The sequence below is a fragment of the Luteibacter sp. 9135 genome (assembly GCF_000745005.1).
Classification (GTDB): domain Bacteria; phylum Pseudomonadota; class Gammaproteobacteria; order Xanthomonadales; family Rhodanobacteraceae; genus Luteibacter.
In genome coordinates this window covers 1095636-1119461 of record NZ_JQNB01000001.1, presented here as the reverse complement: position 1 = coordinate 1119461, position 23826 = coordinate 1095636, and the positions used below count along the sequence as shown (strand labels likewise).

The window sequence follows — 23826 nt, the reverse complement described above, 5'->3', positions numbered from 1 at the left end:
CGGACAACACACACAAGAAGATTTGGGAGAGGGGAAAACAAATGAAAGCGTCGATGCATCTAAAGAAGAAGCTGCTGGTCAGCGTGATTGCCGCCGCCGTCGCCACGGCGATCGCACCGGGCATGGTCATGGCGCAGAGCGCCAACGCCACGTTGCGCGGTAAAGCCACGCCGGGCGCCAATGTCACGGTGTTCAACCCGCAGACCGGCTTGACCCGCCACGCCACGGCCGGCCAGGACGGCTCGTATGTCATCAACGGCCTGCCGCCCGCCTCGTACAAGGTGGATGCCGGTCCGGGCACCGAACAGAACATCACCCTGACCGTGGCCTCGACGGCGACGGTCAACCTTGCCGCGCCTGCGCAGGGCGCGACGGCGACCGCCGCCAACGCCACCAGCATGGAAGGCGTGTCGGTTTCCGCGACGACGGTGCAGGAAGTGAAGACGCCCGAAGTGGGACAGACGATCTCGCTGCACCAGATCGCCACCATTCCGCAGGTCTCGCGTAACTTCCTCGAGTTCGCCGACACCGTGCCGGGTATGGTCTTCAACGTGGATGCCAAGGGCAACACGTCGCTGCGCGGCGGCGCGATGAACACCAGCTCGACCAACGTCTACATCGACGGCGTGAGCCAGAAGAGCTACGTGAAGGAAGGTGGTGTCTCGGGCCAGAACGGCAGCCAGGGCAACCCCTTCCCGCAGCTGGCCATCGGCGAATACAAGGTCATCACCAACAACTACAAGGCCGAGTACGACCAGGTCTCGTCCGCGGCGATCACCGCCGAGACGAAATCGGGTACGAACGAGTTCCACGGTGAGGTGTTCGGCACCTACACGAACGACGCGTTCCGTAACCGCACGCCTATCGAGAAGACCAACGGCAAGGTCGATTCGGAATCCAAGGAATACGGTTTCGCTCTCGGCGGTCCGATCATCAAGGACAAGATGCATTTCTTCATCGCCTACGAGCAGAAGAAATTCAACACGCCGATCTCCGTCACGCCCAATGCGGTCGGCGTCGCGAACATCGAGAACGACCTGCCGGAGAACGTCCAGTCGCAGCTTGGCTCCTCGAACCTCACGTTCGACGAGAAGCTGTACTTCGGCAAGATCGACTGGGAACTGACCGACCGCGATCGTATCGAGGTGAGCACGCAGGTGCGCCGCGAGACGCAGCTCGGCGGCACCGGTACCGGCACGGCCGCGTCCGCCGGTACGCAAGGCGAGAACCACGACACGCGTGGCACCTTCAAGTGGGCCCACAGCGGTGACAGCTGGTACAACGAGCTGATCCTCGCCTACGAGAACGCATACGTCGCCGCCAACCCGCTGCAGATCGGCAACGGCTACACGTATTCGTATCCGCAGGACATCGCGAACAACCAGAACCCGACGATCATCACGACCGGCGCCGCCGATCCCCGCGCGACGCAGAACAAGAGCCAGGAGGGTCCGAGCATCTCGGATACCTTCACGTTCAACAATCTGGAGTGGCAGGGCGACCACGTCGTCAAGTTCGGCTACAAGTTCAAGTCGGTCGAACTGAAGGCATCGGACGTGGCCGCGCAGAACCCGCAGTTCTTCTACGACGTGCGCCCGGGCCAGGGCACCTCGGCGGAGCCGTGGCAGGTGTTCTACGCATCCGCGCTCCCGGGCCAGGATGGCGTGGCGAAGACGACGGCTCGCCAGTACGGCGTGTTTGCCCAGGACGACTGGTCCGTCAACGATAAGCTCACGCTGAACCTCGGCGTGCGCTGGGACTACGAGGCCAACCCCTCGTACACCAACTTCGTCACGTCGCAGCGCGTGCTCGATGCGATCAATGCGCAGAACCCGTATGCGGGCGCCGCGCCGGGTGAGACCTATGGCGACGCACTCGCCGCGGGCGGCGTGAACATCGCCGACTACACCAGCAATGGTCACAACCGGAAGAACTTCCGCGGCGCCTGGCAGCCGCGCCTCGGCTTCTCGTACGACCTGTTCGGCGACGAGGCCCACGTGTTCCACGGCGGCGCCGGTCGCGCGTACGACCGTAACCTCTTCGACTATCTGCAGACGGAAGTGACCAAGCAGGCCTTGCCGCAGACCACGCTGCGCTTCAACGTGCCGGGCCATCCGTGCGATACGACCTCGTCGACCTGCGTCCCCTTCAACCCGGCCTTCCTGGGCGGTCAGGGCGTATTGCAGAACTATCTCGTCGGTGGCAACTCCGGCCAGGAAGTCGACATGCTCAACAACAAGCTGAAGGCGCCTTACAGCGACCAGTTCAGCCTGGGCATGTCGAACACGATCGGCGACTGGCAGACCGATGCCACGGTGACGCGCGTGCTCAGCCGCGACGGTTTCGCGTTCACCCTCGGTAACCGCCTGCCGAACGGCAGCTACTTCGCCGTGCCGGGCGGCGCCAGCGCGGGCGACCAGCCCATCCCGAACGTGGGTGGCCTGATCCTCGGCGACAACGGTATCGCCACGCGTACCACCCAGGTCCTGCTGTCGGCCCAGAAGCCGTACACGAAGGAGTCCGGCTGGAGCACCAGCTTCGCCTACACCTTCTCGCACGCCAAGCAGAACCGCGATATCAACGAGCATTACTCGTTCGATTATCCGTCGCTCAACGACTATCCGTTCATCACGTCCAACGCCGTGTCGAAGCATCGCTTCGTGGCCACGGGCGCCCTGGATCTGCCGTGGGGCATCAGTGGATCGATCAAGCTGACGCTGGCCACACCGCTGCCGAAGAACGACGTGGCCTGCTACGGCGCCACGTTCGCCGATGGATCGACCTGCGTACCGGTTTCGGCGACGCCGAGCGGTTCGAAGTTCCTCGTCGGCGGCAACATCTGGGGCTACCGCGACGTCGACCTGCAGCTCACCAAGGATTTCATCCTCGGCGAAGGCACGAAGATCTATGCCCGCTTCGACATCCTGAACCTGTTCAACTGGCAGAACTTCGCCGACTACAACACGAACTGGGGTTCGAACGGCGAGCTCAACAGCCAGCCGGTGGCCTACAACAAGAAGGGCAACATCGTCTTCGTGCCACGTACCGCCCGCTTCACCGTCGGCCTGAAGTTCTGATCCACCCGGCGCGTCCGGTTCGCCGGATGCGCCATACTTTGGCGCCCGCGAGTCTCCCCGCGGGCGCTTCTTTTATGGGAGACCCGGTCCTTCGGGACCTTTATTTTCCCTGTAGCCGTAAACGTTTACGCGCGCAAGCCAGGATCGCCTGCGCTCCCTCACGAGGAAGGCAACCACGACGACGACGGCCCCACCGTGCGTTCCGTGCCTCGCAAGCGCCAGGATTCACGTCATGCAAGTCAACACGATCAAGCGTCTTTCCCTCACCATGGGCGCCCTGCTCGCCTGCGCCGTCCCGCTGGCGATGGCACAGAAGGCACCGGCCATGACCAAGCACGCGCCATCCGCGAGCACACTGAAAGACCTGCGCCCCGTCCCCCCCATGATCGTCGACCTGGAAAAACGCACCTTCCAGTGGTTCTGGGACAGCGGCAATCCGGTCAACGGCCTGGTGCCGGACCACTACCCGACGCAGTCGTTCGCTTCCATCGCCTCGGTGGGCTTCGGCCTTACCGCCTATGGCGTGGGCGTGGAACGCGGCTACATAACGCGTGAGCAGGCGGTGGACCGCACGCTGGCCACGCTGCGGTTCTTCCGCGATGCGCCACAGAACGATTCCGAGGACGACGCCACTGGCTTCCACGGTTTTTTCTACCACTTCCTGGACATGCAGACCGGCAAGCGCGAGGCCCGCTGGGTCGAGGTGTCCACCGTGGATACCACGCTGCTGCTGGGCGGCGTGCTGTTCGCGCAAAGCTACTACGACCGCGACGATGCGAAGGAAAAGGAAATCCGCGACATCGCCGACCAGATCTACCGCCGGGTGGACTGGCCATGGGCGCAGAACAACGCGCCGTTGATCAGCATGGGCTGGACGCCGGGCGGCAAGATGATCCCGCACGACTGGGCGGGCTATAACGAAGGCATGCTGGTCTACATCCTGGCGCTGGGCTCACCCACCCACCCGGTCGGCGAGGACGCGTGGCAGGCCTGGACCAAGACCTACGACAAGACCTGGGGCGAGTTCCACGGGCAGACCTTCCTCAACTTCGCACCGCTGTTCGGGCACCAGTACAGCCATACCTGGGTCGACTTCCGCGGCATCCGCGATGCGTGGGGCCGGGCGCACGACATGGATTACTTCGAGAACAGCCGCCGCGCCGCGTACTCGCAGCAGGCCTATGCGATCGCCAACCCGGGCGGCTGGAACGGCTACGGCAAAAACGTCTGGGGCCTGACCGCGAGCAACGGCCCCGGTGGCCTGATCGTCAAGCAGGGCGACCGCGAGCGCACCTACCAGGGCTACACGGCGCGCGGCGCCGGCCTGGACTACATCTCCGACGACGGCACCCTGGTGCCGACGGCCGCTGGCGGCTCCATCGCGTTCGCACCGGAGATCGTCATCCCGGCGCTGGAGGAGATGAAGAAGAAGTACGGTAAGAACATCTACACGAAGTACGGCTTCGTGGATGCGTTCAACCTCACCTTCGATACCCACACGGAAGTGCGTACGGGCCGGATCATCCCGGGCTTCGGCTGGGCCGATACCGTGCACCTGGGCATCGACCAGGGCCCGATCGTGCTGATGATCGAGAACTACCGCAGCGACTTCGTGTGGAGCGTGATGAAAAAGAACCCGTACATTCGCAAGGGACTGCAGCGCGCCGGCTTCTCGGGCGGCTGGCTGGACGCCGAAACGGCCGCCGACCTGTGGTGAAGCGCGTGACCCGTTACCTGAGCCATGCGGCGGCATGCTTGGCCGTGGCCGTCGCGCTGGTTGCGTGTGCCAAGCCGCCAGCCGGCACCCGCACGCTGCAATTCTGGACCATCGGGCGCGAAGGCGAGGCGGTGGCCAAGCTGCTGCCCGAGTTCGAGCGCGAGCACCCCGGGCTGCACGTGGAAGTGCAGCAGCTGCCGCTCACCGCCGCGCACCAGAAGCTGTTGACGGCCTATGCCGGCGACTCCACGCCGGACCTCACCCAAGTAGGCAATACGTGGGTGCCGGAGATGGTGGCGCTGGAGGCGATCGAACCGCTGGATGCGCGCGTCGCCGCGTCGAAGGTGGTCGATCCGACCGATTATTTCCCCGCGATCTGGTCCACCAACGTCATCGACGGCCACCTGTACGGCGTGCCCTGGTACGTGGACACGCGCCTGCTGTTCTATCGCAAAGACCTGCTGGCCAGGGTGGGCTACGACCACCCGCCACGCGACTGGGCCGAGTGGCAGGCGATGATGGTCAAGCTGGCGCAGCCGCGCGGCACCACCTACGGCGTGCTGCTGCCCACCAACGAGTTCGAGCAGCTGCTGGCGCTTGCCTTGCAGCAGGACGATCCGCTGCTGCGCGACGGCGGACGCTACGGCAATTTCCGCAGCCCGGGGTTCAAGAAGGCGCTGGCGTTCTACGTGTCGATCTTCAAGGACCAGCAGGCGCCGATGATGACCAACGTCGGCGTGGGTAATCCCTGGGCCGCGTTCGGCCAGGGTTTCTATGCGTTCTACCTGTCCGGCCCGTGGAACATCGGCGAGTTCCGCCACCGCCTGCCGCCGGCGCAGCAAGGCGACTGGGGTACGGTGGCGCTACCGGGGCCCAACGGTCCGGGCGCGTCCAACGCGGGTGGCTCCAGCCTGGTGATCTTCCGTCGCTCGCAACACAAGGACGATGCCTGGGCGTTGATCGAGTTCCTGTCGCGCCCGGCCATCCAGGAGCGGTTCTACCAGATCCTCGGCGACATGCCGCCGCGACGCTCTTCATGGGAGGCCCCGGCACTGAAGGATGACGACAAGGCCACGGCTTTCCGCGACCAGCTGGACCGCGCCAAGCCAACCCCGCCCGTGGCGGAGTGGGAACGCATCGTCACCGAGATGCAGCTCGTCGCCGCGCAGGCCGCGCATGGCGACCTCACGGTGGACGAGGCCGCGGCCGAGATCGATCGCCGTGCCGACCGCCTCCTGGAAAAACGCCGCTGGATGCTCGACCACGGCCACAAGGCAAGCCCATGACTACGTCCCGCGCCGCCTGGCTGTTCATCGCACCCGCGATGATCGTCCTCGGATTGTTCTTCCTGCTGCCGGTTATCGCGGCGCTGGTGCTTTCGGTCACCGATTACGACCTCTACGCGCTGGCGGACATCCGCAACCTGCGCTTCGTCGCCCTGCAGAACTACTGGTCGCTGTTGCAGCGACCGTTGTTCTGGTCGGCGCTGGGCCACACCGTGTACTTCGTGGTGGTGGGCGTACCGCTGTCGCTCATGGCCTCGCTGGGTGCGGCCATGCTGCTGAACTCGCCCATGGCGCGGTTCAAGCCGTTCTTCCGCACCGCGCTGTTCGCGCCCGTCGTCACCACGGTGGTGGCGGTGGCCGTGATCTGGCGCTACCTGTTCAACACCAAGTACGGCCTGATCAACTACGTGCTGGATAACCTGGGCGTGCCCACGGTGGACTGGCTGGGCGATCCGCACTGGGCCATGCCCACGATCATCCTGTTCGCGGTGTGGAAGAACTTCGGCTACAACATGATCATCTTCATGGCGGGCCTGCAGGCCATTCCGGGCGACCTGTACGAGGCCGCGCGCATCGACGGCGCCTCGGCCATGGCGCAGTTCCGCCACATCACGCTGCCGATGCTCAAGCCCACGATGGTGATGGTAAGCATCCTCACCGTGTCGGGCTACTTCCAGTTGTTCGCCGAACCGTATGTCATGACCGAAGGCGGCCCGCTGCAAAGCACCACCTCGGTGCTGTACCTGATGTATGAAGAAGGCTTCAAGTGGTGGAACCTCGGTTCCGCTTCCGCGGTGGCGTTCATCCTCTTCGTCATCATGTTCGCCGTCACCGCCGCCATGCTCCGGCTGTCGAAACAGGGAGAGCCTGCATGAGCCCGCGTATCGCCAAGGCCCTCATCAACGGGCTGCTGATCGGCGCGGCCGGCATCGCGCTGGCGCCGTTGCTGTACATGCTGTCGGTGTCGTTCATGACACCCGGCGAGGCCAGCGCCCTGCCGCCGCCCGTGCTGCCGACGCACTGGACGCTGGGCAACTACCGCCAGCTGTTCCTCAATGCGGGCATGGGTCGTTACCTGCTCAACAGCCTGTTGATCTCCACGGCGATCACCGTGGTCTCGCTGGCCTTCAACCTCATGGCCGGCTATGCCTTCGCCAAGCTGGAGTTCAAGGGGCGCCAGCGCCTCTTTCAGCTACTGCTGGGCGCGCTGGTGATTCCCGCGCAGGTGGCCATGCTGCCGTTGTTCCTGCTGTTGAAGTACATGGGCCTGGTCAACACCTACGGTGCCGTGATCGTGCCCGCGCTGGCCACCATCTTCGGCATCTTCCTGGTCAGGCAGTACGCCAGCGGCATCCCGAACGACCTGATGGAAGCGGCGCGCATCGACGGCGCCGGCGAGTTCCGCATCTTCGCCACCATCGTCATGCCGCTGTTGAAACCGATCATGGTGACGCTGGCGATCTTCACCTTCCTGGCCGCGTGGAACGACTTCATGTGGCCGCTGATCGCGCTGACCGGGCAGGAGCACTACACGCTGCCCATCGCCCTGGCATCGCTGTCGCGCGAGCACGTGCAGGACAGCGAGCTGATGATGGCCGGCTCCGTCGTCACCATCCTGCCGGTACTGGTGCTGTTCCTCGCCTTGCAGCGTTATTACCTCGAAGGCCTGCTGATGGGCAGCGTCAAGGGATAGGACCATGTCACGCCTTGCCTCGCTTTCGCTGCTGCTGTCGGCGGCCGTCGTCACCCTGCCTGCGCAGGGCAAGGATGCGCCCCGCCTGCTCGATGGTTTCGACACCACCGCGGGCTGGGCGGCAACGCATACCGACGATGTATCCGCCTCGTTGCGGCTCGTGGAAGGCAAGACCGGGCGGGCGATCTGCCTGGACTATGACTTCAACGGCGTGTCCGGCGCGGCGTCGATCCGCAAGACGCTGCCTCTGGATTTCCCCACGGGTTTCGCGCTGGGCTTCGACGTGCGCGGCAGCATGCCGCCCAACACGCTGCAGCTGAAACTGATCGACGACAGCGGCGACAATGTGTGGTGGTTCCAGCAGCCCGGCTTCGTCCCGACCGATGCCTGGCAGTCCGTGCAGGCGACCAGTCGCCAGGTGTCCTTCGCCTGGGGTCCGGTGAAGGACCGCACGCTGCGGCACACGCGCGAGGTGGAGTTCGTCGTCTACAAGGAGGCGCACGGCCAGGCCGCTATACCGGGTGCGCGCGACGCTATGCTGCCCACCGCGAACCGCGGCTCGGTGTGCTTCGACAACCTCACCCTGACCGCGCGGCCTCCCGAAGCCGTGCCCACGCCCGCAGCCACTGCCAATGCGGTGTTCGAGGAGCGCGCCAAACACGTGCGTCGCGGGCTCTACCCGCGCGGCTTTTCCGGCGAGCAGTCGTACTGGACGATCGTCGGCGTGGATGGCGGCAGCCGCGATTCCGCACTGATCTCGGAGGACGGCGCGGTGGAAGTCACCCGCGGCGGCTTCTCCCTCGAACCGTTCCTGATCGATCGCGGCGCGCTGGTCACATGGGCCGACGTCACCACCACGCAGTCGTTGCGCGACCGCTACCTGCCGCTGCCGTCCGTGCAGTGGACGAAGGGCGACCTCACGCTCACCACCACCGCGTTCGCGCAGGGCGCCGCCGGCGCCTCGCAGCTGGTGGTCGGCTACCGCGTGAATAACGCGGGAGACACCGCGCGTGACGTCACGCTCGCCCTGGCCGCGCGTCCCTTCCAGGTCAATCCACCCACGCAGTTCCTCAATGCGCCGGGCGGCACCAGCCCGATCCACGACCTCGCCTGGGACGGCCATGCGCTGGTGGTGAACGGCACGCGCAAGGTCGTACCGTTGCAGACGACGACCGCCTTCGTCGCCAGCGGCAACACGCCAAAGACGCTCAGCGAGCGACTCGATGCGGGCGAGCGCCCGACGACACGCTCGCTGCATGCCGACGACGGCTTAGCCCAGGGCGCTCTGCTATACGACGTGCACGTGCCGTCCCACGGCCATGTCGATCTGGGCCTGGTGATTCCCGTCAAACAGGACGGCGACATCCCGCTGCCGGCGGACGCCGGCCACTGGCTGGCCAGCCATGCCGATGCCGTGGCGGCGTTGTGGCGCGACAAGCTGGATCGTGTCGCGATACGCGTGCCGACGCAGGTCCAGCCCCTCATCGATACGATGCGCAGCGGTGTCGCGCAGATCCTCATCTCGCGTGACGGCCCCGCGTTGCAGCCGGGCACCCGCTCGTATTCGCGCACCTGGGTGCGCGATGGCGCGATGATGCTGGAGGGCCTGCTGCGTACCGGCCACGAGGACGTCGCCGGCGAGTTCATCCGCTGGTATGCACCGCACCAGTTCACCAACGGCAAGGTGCCCTGCTGCGTCGACGCGCGCGGGTCGGATCCTGTACCCGAGAACGACAGCCAGGGCGAACTGATTTTCAGCGTGGCCGAGTTGTGGCGCTACACGCATGATCGCGCCACCCTGGAAAGCCTGTGGCCCCACGTGGTGCGCGCCGTCGATTACATGGAAACGCTACGCGCCGGCGAGCGTCAGGCCGGGCGGTTGCAGGGCCCCGACCGTGCTCTGTACGGCCTGATGCCGGCGTCGATCAGCCACGAAGGCTATTCGACCAAGCCGATGCATTCGTACTGGGACGACTTCTGGGCGCTCAAGGGCTACGACGATGCGGTGGCACTGGCCGGCGTGCTCGGGCAGACCGATCGGCAGACGGCGTTGCGTGCCTCGCGTGACCAGTTCCGCGACGACCTGCATGCGTCCATCGCCGCTGCGGTCCGCGAGAAAGGCATCGACTTCATTCCGGGATCGGCCGAACTGGGCGACTTCGACGCCACCTCCACCACGATTGCCCTGTCGCCGGGTGGTGAGCAGGCGCGGTTGCCCAAGGCCCTGGTGGACGCCACGTTCGAGAAATACTGGCGGGCCTTCGTGGCGCGACGCGACGGCACGATGGCCTGGAAGGACTACACGCCCTACGAACTGCGCACGATCGCCAGCTTCGTCCGCCTCGGCTGGCGGAATCGCGTGGGCGACCTGATCGCCTTCTTCTTCGCTGACCGGCGACCGCAGGCCTGGAACCAGTGGGCCGAAGTGGTCGGGCGGGACCCGCGCGAGCCGCGCTTCGTCGGCGACATGCCGCACGCCTGGATCGCCTCGGACTATGTGCGTTCCGCGCTCGACCTGTTCGCCTACGATCGCCCATCCGACGAGTCGATGGTACTCGCGGCGGGGGTGCAGCCGGCATGGCTGGCCGGCGACGGCATCGCGCTACGCGACCTGCGCACGCCGTATGGACGTCTCGGCTATACGTTGAAGGCCACCGGCGGAAAGGCCACGCTGACACTGACCCAAGCGATAGACCCTCCCGGCGGACTGGTGCTCTCGTTGCCGTCGGGCGAGGTGAAGCTGCGGCGGGGCGTCACCACGTATACCGTGCCGATGGAAGCCACTGGCACGGCCACGAAGCCGCCGCGCTCCTAGTGCGTGGCGACGCGGGTGCGCAGCAGGGCATCCACCGCCTGCTGCCACTCGAGTGACCCGGGCGCCGACTGTGGCGCCTCCTGGCCCAGCTTCGCGTTCACGGCCTGGTTCCACGCCGGCGTATCCGGCCGCGGGCCATGGCCGTCGTCGCTGACCGCCAGGGTCTTGTCCACCCAGGCATACCACCCGGGCGAACCCAGGGCAGGGTTGGCCGGCGCATTCTTACCAGGTGCCGGCGTGGCATCGGCAGCGGCCGAGGACGCCGCAGGCGGCGCGGTGGCGGAGGCCGCGTCAGGCGACGAGGGCGAGCAGGCGGCGATGATGAGCGCCGCGGCAATCGGTACGACCGTGAGCAAAAAGCGCATGGGCAATGAATTCCTCGCGAATGCGTAGGGTGCCGATGCTAGCGATGGCATCCGGTCTGAAGGCTAAACGGCCCGGGGAACTTCGCCGGGCCGTTCAGTTTCAGCCGGTGCGATCAGAATTTTCCTGCGCGGAAATCGGCGATGGCCTCGTGGATCTGCGCCTGGGTGTTCATGACGAACGGGCCGTAGCGCGCCACCGGTTCGCGCAGGGGACGGCCTGCCACGACCAGGACGCGGGTGGCCTCGGCGGCCGCAAGGCTCAAGGTGTCACCCTCGCTGAGCACCGCCAGTTCGCTGCGTGCCAGCGACTCGCCGGCCACACGGGCGGCGGTGCCGTCGAACACGTAGGCGAACGCACTGTGCCCCACCGGCAGGCCCAGGTCGTAGTGCGCGCCGGCGTCCAGCGCGATGTCCAGGTACACCGGCTGCGTGGCGATACCGGCCACGGGGCCGCTGACACCTTCCAGCTCACCGGCAATCACGCGTACGGTCACGCCGGGCGCCGGCTGCACCACCGGGATGTCGCCCGGCGGGATGTCCTGGTAACGCGGCGCGGTCATCTTGTCCGCGGCCGGCAGGTTCACCCACAGCTGGAAGCCCCACATCAACCCGGCCTCCTGCTGCGGCATTTCCGAATGGACCAGGCCGCTGCCCGCGGTCATCCACTGCACGCTGCCGGGACCCAGGTCGCCGCGATTGCCCTGGTTGTCGCCGTGTTGCATGCGTCCGGCAAGCATGTAGGTCACGGTTTCGAAACCGCGGTGGGGATGATCGGGAAAGCCTTCGATGTAGTCGCCGGCCTGGTCGGAACGGAATTCGTCCAGCAGCAGGAACGGGTCCAGCATGTCCAGCGCCGGCTGGCCGATCACACGCTTGAGCTTCACGCCGGCGCCGTCGGCGGTGTCCATGCCGCGAACGCGGCGCGCGATGGTTCGTTGGATCATGACGTTACTCCGGTGTCGATGCCCACCAAGATGCCGGTTGCCGGGCGCGAGACCAAGGCTCGTCGGGCGAACGATCCGTTTCACCCGCGTCGTCAGTGCACCCAGTGGCCGGAGCGCTGCCGGGGTGGGCCGTCTTCGGCCTCGCTGCGCGGGCGGGTCATCGCCTTGAGCTCGTCTTCCGTGGGGCCGTTGGTGCGCCAGTATTCGCCCACCGCATTGAGCACCTCGGGCAGCTGGCCCAGGCACTCGTCGTATTCCTCGTCGGTGAGTTTCTCGAACTCCGCGTCGGCCTGCAGCACACCTTCGTCGACCGCCAGCGCCATGATGGGGCCGAGCAGCTGCATCAGGGTGGGATCTTCGGCCAGCCGGGTTTCCCACAGCTGCGCGCGCATATCGATGCCGCGGCTGAAGCCCTCGCACCAGCCGCCCGCCGACAGCATGGGGCCTTCGTCGGTGTCGATCTCGCCGAGGATCGGCTCGTAGGCGTCGACGTCCAGTTCCGCGCTGATGGAATCGTTGAGCTGGGCAAGCAGCGCCAGCACGGCGTTGCCTTCGTCTTCGTCCTCGAAGGCGTCGTGCAGCACCTCGTGCAGCCATTCTTCCGGCTTCACCTCGAGCGGCCCGATGGCGATGGCCGAGAGCAGGCCATGCACGCCGTCGAGCATCAGGTCGCCGTCGTTACCGTGGGCACGCAGGTAGATGTCGAGTTTTTCGAGTTCCGCGTCGTCCAGCGAGCGCGGCCATTCGGATTTGGGGGTATTCAAAGCTGCAGCTCCAGCACGACGGGCGCATGGTCGGATGGTTGTTCCCACTTCCGCGGCGCCTTGTCGACGATCGACGAGGTGGCCAGGGATTTCAGCGCATCGCTGATCAAGATGAGGTCGATCCGCAGGCCCATGTTGCGGCGGAAGGCCGCTTGCCGGTAGTCCCACCAGCTAAAAAGACCGGCGTCCTCGTTGAAGAGGCGGAAGCTGTCATGCAGACCGATATCGAGCAGGGCCTGCAGGGCGGCGCGTTCCGGCGGCGAGCAGAAGATGTCCTCGCCCCAGGCGACCGGGTCGTACACGTCGCGGTCGTCCCGGCAGATGTTGAAGTCGCCCAGGACCACCAGTTTCTCGTGGCGGGCACGCTCGCCTTCGAGGAAGTCGCGAACCCGCGCCAGCCATTCGAGCTTGTAGGTGTATTTTTCGTCGCCCAGCGCCTTGCCGTTCACCACGTACAGATCGACCACGCGGATATCGCCGACCGTGGCGGCCAGGATGCGGCGCTGCGGATCGTCCAGGCCCGGGATATCGGTGACCACATCGGCCAGTTCACCCCGTGCGAGGAGGGCGACGCCGTTATAGGTTTTCTGCCCGGAGAACACCGAGCGATAGCCCATCGCAGCGATCTCGTCGACGGGGAATTTATCGTCGGTGAGCTTGGTTTCCTGCAGCGCGACGATATCCGGCTGCACCTCGGCCAGCCATTGCTGGAGGTGGGGCAGGCGAACCTTGAGCGAATTGACGTTCCACGAAGCGATCTTCATGGCGCCATTGTAAAGGAAAGCCGCGCGGGGCCATGGCGCCGCGCGGGGCCGTGCGATCAGGCCAGGCCGTAGCTGCGAAGCAGGGCGTCCGGCTGCGGCTCGCGACCACGGAAGGCCACGAAGGAGGCCAGGGCCGGCCGCGTGGAGCCCACCGCCAGCACTTCCTTCCGGAAGCGCTCACCCGTGGCCCGGTCCAGCACGCCGGCCTGTTCGAAGGGTTCGAATGCATCCGCGGAAAGCACCTCGGCCCACAGGTAGCTGTAGTAGCCGGCCGAATAGCCGCCCGCGAAGACATGGGTGAACGCGTGCGGAAAACGCTGCCATGCCGGCGGATGCAGCACGGCCACTTCATGGCGCACTTTCTCCAGGACGTCCAGGGGACGCGCGCCCACCGCCGGGTCGTAATCGCGGTGCAACAGGAAGTCGAACAGGCCGAATTCCAGCTGGCGGACGAGGAACAGGCCGGCATGGAAATGCCGCGCATCGAGCATCCGCTGGTACAGATCGTCCGGCAGCGGCTCGCCGGTCTGGTAATGCCGGGCGAACTCGCGCAGGGCGTTGCGATCCCAGGCGAAATTCTCCATGAACTGGCTGGGCAGCTCCACGGCATCCCACTCCACGCCCTCGATGCCGCTGATCGAGGGAATATCCACCTCGGTCAGCATGTGGTGCAGCCCGTGGCCGAATTCGTGGAACAGCGTGAGCACGTCGTCGTGGGTGAGCAGGGCCGGCGCGCCGTCGGTGGGCGGCGGGAAGTTGCAGGTGAGGTACGCCACCGGCAGTTGCAGCTGGTCACCGTCGCGGAAGCGCGACACGGCCACGTCCATCCAGGCACCGCCGCGCTTGCCCGAGCGGGCGTACATGTCGAGGTAGGCCCCGGCGAACACGCTGCCGTCGGCGTTCACCAGGTCGTAGTACTTCACGTCCTTGTTCCAGGTATCGACATCGTCGCGCGGCACGAAGCGCACGCCATAAAGGCGCTCCACCACCATGAACAGGCCGTCGATGGCGGCCGAGGCCGGGAAATACGGTTTGATCTGTTCCTCGTCCAGCGCATAGCGCTGCTGGCGCAGGCGTTCGGCCGCGAAACCCACGTCCCAGGGTTCGAGGTTGTCGATCTTCAGTTCGTCGGCGGCGAAGCGGCGCAGTTCTTCCAGTTCCTTCTTCGCCACCGGCCTGGCACGGGCCGCGAGGTCGCGCAGGAAGGTCAACACCGCGTCGGTCGAAGTGGCCATCTTGGTCGCCAGCGACTCTTCGGCCGCATTGGCGAAGCCGAGCAGTTGCGCAGCCTCGTGCCGCAGCGCGACGATTTTTTCGATGCGCGCGGAGTTGTCGAACTTGCCCTTGTCCGGGCCCTGGTCGGACGCGCGGGTCTGGTAGGCGTAGTAGACCGCCTCGCGCAGGTCGCGGTTCTCCGCGTAGGTGAGCACCGCCTGGACGCTGGGTTGCTTGAGCGTGACCAAATAGCCGTCGAGTTTTTCCTCGCGGGCGTATTCACGCAGCACGGCGCGTCCGGAAGCGGGAATGCCGGCCAGGTCGCGCTCGTCGGTGATGTGCTTGTGCCAGGCCTCGGACGCATCCAGCACGGCGTTGGAGAACTCGGTGGTGAGGCGGGAAAGCTCCACGCCGATCTCGCGGAAACGCGTGCGCGCCGGTTCTTCCAGCGCCACGCCGGACAGGCGGAAGTCGCGTAGGGCGTGCTCGACCGCCGCACGCGCGGCGACCGGCAGGCCGGCGAAATCCGGCCGGTCGGCCACGGCCTGCACGGCGGCGTAGAGATCACGGTTCTGGCCCACTTCCATGCCGTGCTCGGTGAGTTTCTCTTCCGCGGCGCCGTGCGCCTTGCGCAGGGCCTCCGAATCGGCCACGGAGTGCAGGTGGCTAACCGGCGACCAGGCCCGCGACATGGCCTGGTCCAGGCGTTCCTGGGCCAGGATCACGTGCTCGAAGTCGCGCGGCGCGCCGGGCGCGGCGATGGCATCGATGGCGGCGCGCTCGGCGGCGATGAGGCTGTCGATGGCGGGCTCGACGTGCTCGGGGCGAATGGCCGAGAACGTCGGCAGGGCCTGCGGGTCCAGCAGCGGATTGGTGCGGGTATCCATGGGTTTATCTCCTCTCAGGCGCCCAGCGTGGAGCCCGCGCGGAGGCAAATCAAGCGGCAACACGTGGGGCCCGCCCCGGCATTCAGGAGCGATCAGGCCAGGTAATCGTCCTTGAGGCGCACGTAATTGGCCGCCGAGTAATACAACTGCTCTACCTGCCGATCGCTCAGCACGCGCACCAGCTTGCCGGGATTGCCCAGCCAGAGCTCGCGCTCGCCGACCACCTTGCCGGGCGGAATGACCGTACCCGCGCCGACGAAGCCGTGTTTCTTCACCACGGCACCATCGAGCACGGTGGCGTGCATGCCGATCAGGCAGGCGTCCTCGATAGTGCAGGCGTGGATCACCGCGCCATGACCGATGGTGACGTCCTCGCCGATGAGGGTCGGGAAACCGCCCGGGCTGTACGGACCATCGTGGGTGACGTGAATGATGGCGCCGTCCTGGAGGTTGCTGCGGGCACCGATACGGATATGGTGTACATCGCCGCGAGCCACCGCGCCCGGCCACACCGATACATCGTCGGCGAGCTCGACATCGCCGATGACGGTGGATGCCGGGTCGACATACACACGGGCGCCGAGGCGGGGAAGGATGCCCTTGAAGGGCCGGATCGGATTCGACATGGCGCGATTCTAACCCCGCGCCCTGTGCACGGTGCGGTCAGCCGTTACGGCGCCGCATCTGCTCGGCCCGCGCCTCGTCCTCGGCGGTGACCACCTGCTGCTGGGCATCGAGCTTGGCCCCAAGGATGATCAGCGTGTAGTTGGTCGGGTCGTAATCGCGCAGCAGGGCGATCTCGCGACGGGCGTCCTGCAGTTCCCGCCGGTTGATCTGCCGCTCGATTTCCTGGGAGGCGAACGGCAGCGTTTCGCGCAACGCGTCTTGGGCGGTGGCGTTGTTGGCGTCCAGCTGCAGCACGCTGAGGTAGTACTCGTAGGCGTTGTTGCCTTCGGGGGCAATCAGCCGGCCGTCACGCGTGGCATCGCGCGCCAGCCCGAGCAGGATGGTCACGCCCGAAGCGTCGGCGCCCGCGGTGGGGGCGGGCGTCGCGATATCGGCAAGGCTGGGGGTGGACATGGCATGCGACCGTTGCTGCATGATGAACACCAAGGTACCCGCAACCGCCGCGACTGCGATGGCGAGGGTAAGGATCGCGCGGCGGGGCACCGCGGCGATGGATAGCTTAGACATGGGGATATCCGGGGGAGGACCGCCCGCAACCAGGCCGTCCCCCTGTCGGACGGCCCCCGCGGGCGGGCCATGGTGCCGCCGGACTGTTGCAATACCGCGACGAGAAGTCGCGACTACCTCAGAAACGCGCGTTGAGGTTGACGAAATACTGCCGCGGCGCGCTCGCCATCAAGGTCTGGTTGTAACCCTGCGCGTCGTACGCCTGGTAACCGTTGGTGCCCGTCGACGCGAAGTAGTGCTTGTTGAACAGGTTGGTCACGTTGGCCCCGATGCTCAGTGCCTTGAACACCGACACGACGCCGAAGTCGTAGGCGATGCCGGCGTTGGCTACCCAGTAGGACGGTACCGCTGAATCGTTGGTGTAGGTGATGTAGCGACGGCCCGTGTACTTGGCCTCGAGGTTGGCGCGCCAGCCCGAGAACGCGTAGTTGATCGAGCTGGAGAACATGGTCTTCGGCACGCCGACCACGTATTTGTCGGCGGTGGGGACCGTGCCGGAGCTCTGGTAGTCGTCCTGGTACTTCGAGTCGTTGTACGAGAACGAGTTGAGCCAGCTGAGGCCGTCGACCGGCTTCCACAGGAAGGCCAGATCCGCGCCCTTGCTCTTCACGTCACCGACGTTGTTGAGCGAGGAGGCGCAGGTGACCACGGCCACGCACGGCGTGGTCACGAGAAGTCGGTTCGCGAAGCGCGTGTAGAACACGCCCACCGACGCCTCGAAGGTGTCGCCATGGGCGCGGTAGCCGGCCTGCCAGGTCTGCGACTCCTCGGGCTTCAGCTGGCTCTTGGCCGCATCGAACGACGCCTGCGAGGTACCGAACGGCGTGAACCCGTAGGCCGCGATGTTCTTCGCATACGAGCCGTAGACGTCCTGGTTGGCATCGAGCTTGTAGTCGATACCGGCCTGCGGGAGGAAGCCCTTGCTCGCCTTCATCTGGCCCTGCGCGAAGGCCGTGGTCGGCACCAGTGAGGTCGCATCCGTGGTCACGCTCAGCGACTTCGCACCGAAGTTGATGGTGAGCGCATCGTCCATCAGGTGGACGGTATCCTCCGCATAGCCCATGCGGGTGCGGGTTTCATAATGCTGAAGGAACCCGCGCAGGAACGGCGCCTGGTCGTTGTAGAAGGTATACAGCGCCGTGTACGGGCCGGTCAGCGTGAAGAAGTTGCGCTCCTGGTTGGTGTTGGCGTCCTCGCCCCACACGCCCACTTCGAGATCGTGGTGGCCCAGCGTGAACTTCAGCGCCGAGGTCACGCCGTAGCGGTCCAGGCCATAGTCGGTGGTACGCATGGACAGTGGCACGGTGGGCGACGAGGCCTGGTACGGCGTGGCCCATTGTCCCTCGCCGCGATCGGCGTGGTAGTAGCCCGTGGTGTCGAGCGTGGCGCCACCGAGGTTGAACGAACCCGACAAGCCGGCCAGCGTGTCGCGACGGATGCCGCCGCCCGCATAGTACGTGGCGTCGCCCTTGTCGTAGTCGGCCGGCAGGCCGTTCAGCGAGGCGGGGTAGGCACCGTTGCCGTTCAGGGCATTGGCGATGCCCACGGCCGTGTTCCAGTCCGGCTGCAAATAGTCCCAGTTCCAGCCCAGCGCCTTCTGGCTGGTCAGGGACAGATCCATGTAGTCGTATTCCTTGCGCTTGCTGCTGTCCACGAACAGGCTGACACGGTTGCCGTCACCCCACTGGTATAGCGCCTTGAGGTTGGCCTGGTTGGACTTCTGGTCGCCGTAGCCCTTCCACTTGTCGGTATCGGCGTGGTCGAACGACACGTACATCGAGAAGCCGCCGTGGTCGCCGCTGTCCGCGCGCACGAAGGTGCGCTTCGTGGCATCGGAACCGATCACCTGGTTGAAGCGCACGCCCGGGGTCATGTCCGGATCGGCCGAATAGAACTGCACCGTGCCGCCCAGGTTGGTGCTGGACGCGGTACCGAGCGCGCCGGCGCCCTGCGCCAGCTCCACGGTGGCGAGGTTGTCCGAGGTGATCGCACGGGTCACCTGCAAGCCGTTGCTGACGCCGTAGCTCATCGTGCCCAGCGGGATGCCGTCGAGGGTGAAGCCCAGGCGCGACTGGTCGAAGCCGTGCAGCGTGATCTGCGTCGACCACTCGTAGGCGCCCCACGGGTCGGCCGACTGGAACTGCACGCCCGGCAGCTTGTCCAGCGCCTTCAACGCGCTGCTACCCGGCGTCTGCTGGCGAAGGATCTCGTCCGTGCCGATGCTCTGCACCTGGCGGGTTTCGCCGGGAGCGATCACGGAGACGGCGTCCAGTTGCTTCGCATCCTTGCTGGTGGTGGCGACATCCGCGGCCGGAGCCGCCTTGTCGTCATCGGCGGCCTGGGCCAGGCCAGCATGCAGGGACAGGGTCAGCGCCGTGGCGAGAGCGGTACGGCGAAGCGAGGCACGTGCGAACGACATCGGGTCGATCCCCTTCAGGAGTAAACCCGTGAGACTCGCGGCTGCGCATGTACACCGCTTTACCCGCAGATGACGGCTGGTTGACGACGCAACATCGCAATATCCTGCACCCACATCCCGCCGACACCAGCCAGATCGCACCGATCCCCGTAGGAGCGGACGATGTCCGCGATCAACGCGTAGCGGCCTCGAGCTCCCCCAACCACCCCAACGCATGCTGCCGATCCCCGCCGCACATCGACACCTCAGGCCGCAACCCACCACACACCTTCGGCCGTTCCGGCCGCCCGAAGATCGCGCAACGGTTGTCTTCGGTCAGCTGGATGCACCGCACACCCGCCGGCTTGCCGTGAGGCATGCCGGGGATGGGCGAACTGATGGAGGGCGCGATACAGCACGCACCGCAACCGGCGCGGCACGACAGCGCCACGGTCAGAAGCGCTGACGTAGCAGGTCGTACACCGGATCGGTATCCGGCCGCTGCCCGTGCCAGCGCTCGAACGCGTCGGCGGCCTGCTCGACCAGCATGCCCAGGCCGTCGCAGAAATAGTGCGTGCCTGCCGCAGTGGCCCAGCCCTTGAAGCTGGCAGAGGCGGTGCCGTAGCAGAGGTCGTAGCAGGTGCCGTGATCCTGCAGGATCGACATCGGCAGGTCGAAGCTGCCGCCGGTGACGCCGATGGACGTCGCATTGACCACGAGGTCGAAGCACTCGCCGTCCAGGCCATCCCAGTAACGCGTATGGCATCGCGCCGGTTCGCCGATGGCATCGGCCAGCGCGTCGGCTCGCTCCGGCGTGCGGTTGACGATGGTCAGCGTCTTCACGCCGGCATCGAGCAGGGCCCAGGCCACCGCCTTGGCCGCGCCACCGGCACCCAGGAGGAGGGCGTCGTGACCGCGCAGGTCGAGTGCATGGCGTTCGGTGATGTCGCGCACGAAACCGCTGCCGTCGGTGTTGTGCGCCTGGACCAGGCCGCCGACCAGCGCGGTGAGGGTGTTGGCCGCGCCGACACGCGAGGCATCCTCGGTGTGCTGCTGGGCCAACGCGAACGCGGCTTCCTTATGGGGCAACGTGACATTGGCGCCCAGTCCGCCATCGTCGAAGAAACGGCGTACGGCGTCCGCGAACCCGGACGGCGCCACATCGATGGTTTCATAACCCAGCCGGATACCCAGCTGCTCGGCGAAAGCCGTATGGATCTGCGGGGAAAGCGAATGCGCGATCGGCTGACCGAACACGGCGTAACGATGCGCTTCAGCGCTCATGGAGGCTCCTGGGCTCTCGATCGGACTCACGCGTCCGTGGGAGCGCAGTCTAGCAATCGTTACCGTCTGGCAACCGTCACTGGAATCCCGGCTTGCCGGCATCCTCGGCGCGCTGCGGCACCTTGCGCATCTGCTCCACCGGAAAACCCTCCTGGCGTGCCTGGTCGATCAGCCGCTGGTAGGCACCGTCATCCAGCGTCCTGTCCTTGGACATGATCCAGAGGAGCTTGCGCGAGGGCAGGCCGACCATGGTCACGCGGTACGCCGGATCCAGCGCGAGGATGATGTAGTCGGAGCGGAAGGGCCACAGCAGCTGCACCTTCCAGCGGGCCGTATCCTTGGGATCGGGCAGCCAGGCCTTGCCGTTCCAGGTCTTCTCCGGCTTATCAAAGCCCTTCCGGTAATGGTAGATGTTCTCGATGGTGCCGTCGGGCTTCAGGCGATATTCGTCCGCCGTGGCGACCTTGCCCTTCTCGAACATGTTCGGGATGGCGCCGATCACGTACCAGGTGCCCATATAGCGCGGCAGGTCGACGTGGTCCACCGCCTTCAACGGTGCATCGGCCGCACACGAAGCGGTGGCCATGCCGGCCGCCATGAGTAACGCCATCGGGATTCTGTTCATGGGGCCAGCTTCCGCCCGAGAGGATCAAAAGCGGGTCAACGCGTCGCGGCCCGTGAGACGGGCGGCACCTAGCCTGTCCATCGACACCTCGTCCTCCGGAAGCCCGCCATGAACGACACGCTCTCGCCCCGCCGTATCCGTGCATTGATCGCCATGGCCTGGATGGGCCTGGGCGCCCTGGTCCTGCTGGTCACGCCGTTGTCCGGGCACAGCGACACCCTGGGCTGGACCCCGGCGTTCTGGCTGCTGCTGGCACCGGCCAGCGTGCTGGTGGCGATGAAACCGGGCCTGCCGCTGCAACTGCTGGCCTCGCTGTTCCGTCGGTGACCCAAGCGTCAGGCGTGGATGCCCAGCCGCTTGCGCTCCAGGCGGCGGAGGAACTCCTGCATGATCCGCAGGTAGAGGTCTTCGCCCAGGTAGGCGTCCTCCACCCCCGCGTCGATCGACGGGTTGTCGTTGACCTCGATCACCACCGGGCGGTCGCCGACCTGTTTCAGGTCCACCCCGTATAGGCCATCACCGATGGTCTGCGTCGCCTTGAGCGCCAGCTTGACGACTTCGGGGGGCGCCTCGCGCACGGGCACGGTGCGGAAGCCACCGGACTTGGCCGTGCCTTTCGCGCCGTGGTTGTAGATCTGCCAGTGGCCGCGCGACATGAAGTACTGGCAGGCGTACAGCGCCTCATGGTTGAGCACGCCGATACGCCAGTCGTACTCGGTGTAGAGGTATTCCTGCGCGATCAGCAGCGCGCTGTGCGAGAACAGTTCGCCAGCGGCCTTCTGCAACGCCTCGCGCGTTTCCACCTTCACCACGCCACGAGAGAACGACCCATCGGGAATCTTCAGCACGATGGGCAGCCCGAGCCGATCGGGCAGTTCACGCAGGCGCCGCGGATCGTCGCGGTAGATGATCTCGGTGATCGGCGTGGCCAGCTTGCGCGCAACCATCAGATCGTTCAGGAAGATCTTGTTCGTGCAACGCAGGATGGATGTCGGGTCGTCCATCACCACCATGCCTTCCTTCTCGGCACGGTGGGCGAAACGATAGGTGTGGTTGTCGCTGGCGGTGGTCTCGCGGATGAACAGGCCGTCGTACTCGGCCAGCCGCTGGTAATCGTTCCTGCCGATCGGGTCCACTTCGATACCGAGGTGCTTGCCCGCCTCGATGAATTGCTTCAGCGCCTTCTTGTTGGACGGCGGCATCGCCTCGTCGGGGTCCACCAGCATCGCGATGTCGTAACGGTAACGACGTCGCGCGCGCGGCTTGCGCCACAGCTTCTTCGAGAACTTGTCCAGCGCCTGGGCAAACGCGTCTTCCTGCGCGTCGTCAAGCGTATGCAGGCCCACCGGCTTGATCGCCGCCACCTGCCACATGCGCTCGCGATGGAACTCGATGCGCATCAGCGGGCAGGGGAATATCTCGAACAGCTGCCTCGCAAGATCCTGCAGATCCGCATAGGCCGTCTCGCCGAAGTACACCAGCACGCCGAAGTCGGTAGTGTCGCGTCCGCCGGCGGGCAGGAAATTGGCCAGCTTCTGGTTGAGGTCGTCGATGTCCAGGCCGTAGAGCGAGCGACGACGAAGATCGTTCACCGTGCGCACCGACGGAATGACCTTGTGCCCGCGCGCTTCGGCAAGCAGCGACACGTAATAGCCCGTGCCCAGGTATTTGTAGCTGCGGCACAGGTTGATGACGTGGGCGCGCTCGTCGTCGCTGCCGATCGGCTCGCGCAGGTAGTCCATGGCGCTGACGACGTTCGCGGACGGATAGTACGAGCCCCAGTCGGAGGCTTTTTCCACGACGATGACGAGCCGGCTCATGTGACCTCGATGGACGGCGAAGGCTTCGTACAGGCTCCACCGGGAGCCGCGCGTTTCACCGGTGGCGCAGTGTGTGCCGCGGTGCCGCCCCGCACAAGCGGGGCACGCGCGTTCCCACGATCGAATTCATGAAAAAGTCATTGATCCGCCGCAGCCCGAGGTCTACAGTGCCGCGCTTGCCGTATCCCCGCACGGCCGCAAGCCGTTCCCCTCCCTCCAGCGCCGGAGTCCCCAAGCGCATGCGTCCACCCCCGGTTACCGCCGCGGTGCGCGTTCGACGCGCCGAGGTCAGCGATCTCGACGATCTCGTCGCACTCGAGGCATCCAGTTTCGCGCAGGACCGGCTCAGCCGTGCCCAGTACCGCAAGCACCTCGACTCGCAGACCGCGCTGGTGCTGGTGGCCAGCGCCAACCACCGGCGTTTCCTGGGTACCGCCGTGGTGTTCTTCCGCAAGGCCACCACGGTGGCGCGCCTGTATTCGCTGGCGACCACGCCCCAGGCACGCGGCAAGGGCGTGGGGTCGGCACTGATCCACGCTGCCGAAGACACCGCACGCTCACGCGGCTGCCGGGTGCTGCGGCTGGAAGTCCGCACGGACAACACCGTGGCCATCGACCTGTACGAGCACCTCGGCTACGAACGGATCGGGGCGTACACGGCCTACTATGCCGACGGCACGGACGCACTGCGCTTCGAAAAGGCGCTTTGACCGAGCCAGGGCTATACTGGCCGCCGTTTCCGGGAAAGAAGCCCATGCGCCGACTGATCCTGCCCGTCGCCTTTGCCGTCACGCTTGCCGCCGGCCTGTCCGGCTGTGGCCAGAAGGGCAACCTCTATTTCCCGCCGCCGCCCGCGCCCGCCGGGGCGGTGACGCCGCAAGGCGGTGCGCAGCCCGCCCATGCGACCACCACCGCCGGGTCGCCCCCACCGGCCAGCACGGCACGCACGCCGTTCAACTCCTCCGTCCAGCCGTAATC

The 23826-nt window shown here is 66.1% G+C and carries 21 protein-coding genes; 9 read left to right on the top strand and 12 right to left on the bottom strand.

Annotated elements, in window-relative coordinates; translation table 11 throughout:
- The first annotated feature begins 41 nt into the window (after positions 1-41).
- The 6 genes from FA89_RS04910 (at position 42) to FA89_RS04885 (ending at position 10588) form a co-directional block, all read left to right on the top strand.
- On the top strand, positions 42-3077 hold the full coding sequence (locus tag FA89_RS04910) for a TonB-dependent receptor (RefSeq protein WP_051938539.1): 3036 nt from the start codon (positions 42-44) through the stop codon (positions 3075-3077).
- 232 nt (positions 3078-3309) lie between these two features.
- The gene (locus FA89_RS04905; RefSeq protein WP_036138775.1) at positions 3310-4794 is read left to right on the top strand and encodes a glucoamylase family protein; all 1485 of its coding nucleotides are present in this window, start codon (positions 3310-3312) and stop codon (positions 4792-4794) included.
- A 5-nt stretch (positions 4795-4799) separates the two neighbouring features.
- Positions 4800-6080, top strand: coding sequence for a sugar ABC transporter substrate-binding protein (locus FA89_RS04900; RefSeq protein WP_240003851.1), 1281 nt, complete (start codon positions 4800-4802; stop codon positions 6078-6080).
- Positions 6077-6955: a carbohydrate ABC transporter permease gene (locus FA89_RS04895; protein WP_036138770.1), complete on the top strand. Its 879-nt coding sequence runs from the start codon at positions 6077-6079 to the stop codon at positions 6953-6955. The genes FA89_RS04900 and FA89_RS04895 overlap by 4 nt, the downstream gene beginning before the upstream one ends.
- Complete coding sequence (locus FA89_RS04890; RefSeq protein WP_036138768.1) at positions 6952-7773, top strand: carbohydrate ABC transporter permease; 822 nt, start codon at positions 6952-6954, stop codon at positions 7771-7773. The genes FA89_RS04895 and FA89_RS04890 overlap by 4 nt, the downstream gene beginning before the upstream one ends.
- A gap of 4 nt (positions 7774-7777) precedes the next feature.
- The gene (locus FA89_RS04885; protein ID WP_051938538.1) at positions 7778-10588 is read left to right on the top strand and encodes a hypothetical protein; all 2811 of its coding nucleotides are present in this window, start codon (positions 7778-7780) and stop codon (positions 10586-10588) included.
- On the opposite strand, the gene FA89_RS04880 is transcribed toward FA89_RS04885, so the two are convergent.
- From FA89_RS04880 to FA89_RS04835, 11 genes are all read right to left on the bottom strand, one after another.
- The gene (locus FA89_RS04880; RefSeq protein WP_036138766.1) at positions 10585-10953 is read right to left on the bottom strand and encodes a hypothetical protein; all 369 of its coding nucleotides are present in this window, start codon (positions 10951-10953) and stop codon (positions 10585-10587) included. The genes FA89_RS04885 and FA89_RS04880 overlap by 4 nt on opposite strands.
- A 113-nt stretch (positions 10954-11066) precedes the next feature.
- Positions 11067-11897 carry a pirin family protein gene (locus tag FA89_RS04875; RefSeq protein ID WP_036138763.1) on the bottom strand — a complete coding sequence of 277 codons (831 nt, stop codon included), beginning with the start codon at positions 11895-11897 and terminating at the stop codon, positions 11067-11069.
- Between the two features lie 92 nt (positions 11898-11989).
- Entirely contained in the window at positions 11990-12661 is a 672-nt protein-coding gene (locus tag FA89_RS04870) for a YecA/YgfB family protein (protein ID WP_036138760.1), read from the bottom strand.
- The gene (gene xth / locus FA89_RS04865) at positions 12658-13425 is read right to left on the bottom strand and encodes an exodeoxyribonuclease III (protein ID WP_036138758.1); all 768 of its coding nucleotides are present in this window, start codon (positions 13423-13425) and stop codon (positions 12658-12660) included. The genes FA89_RS04870 and xth overlap by 4 nt, the downstream gene beginning before the upstream one ends.
- 56 nt (positions 13426-13481) lie before the next feature.
- Entirely contained in the window at positions 13482-15527 is a 2046-nt protein-coding gene (locus FA89_RS04860; RefSeq protein ID WP_036138755.1) for a M3 family metallopeptidase, read from the bottom strand.
- 92 nt (positions 15528-15619) lie between these two features.
- Entirely contained in the window at positions 15620-16153 is a 534-nt protein-coding gene (locus FA89_RS04855) for a gamma carbonic anhydrase family protein (protein WP_036138753.1), read from the bottom strand.
- Between the two features lie 37 nt (positions 16154-16190).
- The gene (locus FA89_RS04850) at positions 16191-16721 is read right to left on the bottom strand and encodes a hypothetical protein (RefSeq protein WP_036138750.1); all 531 of its coding nucleotides are present in this window, start codon (positions 16719-16721) and stop codon (positions 16191-16193) included.
- Positions 16722-16839: 118 nt separating this feature from the next.
- A complete protein-coding gene (locus FA89_RS04845) occupies positions 16840-19140 on the bottom strand; it encodes a TonB-dependent receptor family protein (RefSeq protein ID WP_036138748.1) in 2301 nt (766 codons plus the stop codon).
- A gap of 172 nt (positions 19141-19312) precedes the next feature.
- The gene (locus tag FA89_RS19540) at positions 19313-19576 is read right to left on the bottom strand and encodes a YkgJ family cysteine cluster protein (RefSeq protein WP_240003951.1); all 264 of its coding nucleotides are present in this window, start codon (positions 19574-19576) and stop codon (positions 19313-19315) included.
- Entirely contained in the window at positions 19573-20403 is an 831-nt protein-coding gene (gene aroE, locus FA89_RS04840) for a shikimate dehydrogenase (RefSeq protein WP_036138746.1), read from the bottom strand. The genes FA89_RS19540 and aroE overlap by 4 nt, the downstream gene beginning before the upstream one ends.
- 76 nt (positions 20404-20479) lie before the next feature.
- A complete protein-coding gene (locus FA89_RS04835) occupies positions 20480-21028 on the bottom strand; it encodes a lipocalin family protein (protein WP_081916354.1) in 549 nt (182 codons plus the stop codon).
- 108 nt (positions 21029-21136) lie between these two features.
- Between FA89_RS04835 and FA89_RS04830 the strand changes: the two genes are divergently transcribed.
- A complete protein-coding gene (locus tag FA89_RS04830) occupies positions 21137-21355 on the top strand; it encodes a hypothetical protein (protein ID WP_036138742.1) in 219 nt (72 codons plus the stop codon).
- Positions 21356-21363: 8 nt separating this feature from the next.
- Here the strand turns inward: FA89_RS04830 and FA89_RS04825 are convergent, their stop codons facing one another.
- Complete coding sequence (locus FA89_RS04825; RefSeq protein WP_036138739.1) at positions 21364-22848, bottom strand: RimK family protein; 1485 nt, start codon at positions 22846-22848, stop codon at positions 21364-21366.
- Positions 22849-23087: 239 nt separating this feature from the next.
- Here FA89_RS04825 and FA89_RS04820 point away from each other — a divergent pair, with 239 nt between their 5' ends.
- A complete protein-coding gene (locus FA89_RS04820) occupies positions 23088-23558 on the top strand; it encodes a GNAT family N-acetyltransferase (protein ID WP_036138737.1) in 471 nt (156 codons plus the stop codon).
- Between the two features lie 44 nt (positions 23559-23602).
- Positions 23603-23824: an LPS translocon maturation chaperone LptM gene (lptM, locus tag FA89_RS04815; protein ID WP_036138735.1), complete on the top strand. Its 222-nt coding sequence runs from the start codon at positions 23603-23605 to the stop codon at positions 23822-23824.
- The last annotated feature ends 2 nt before the right edge of the window (positions 23825-23826 follow it).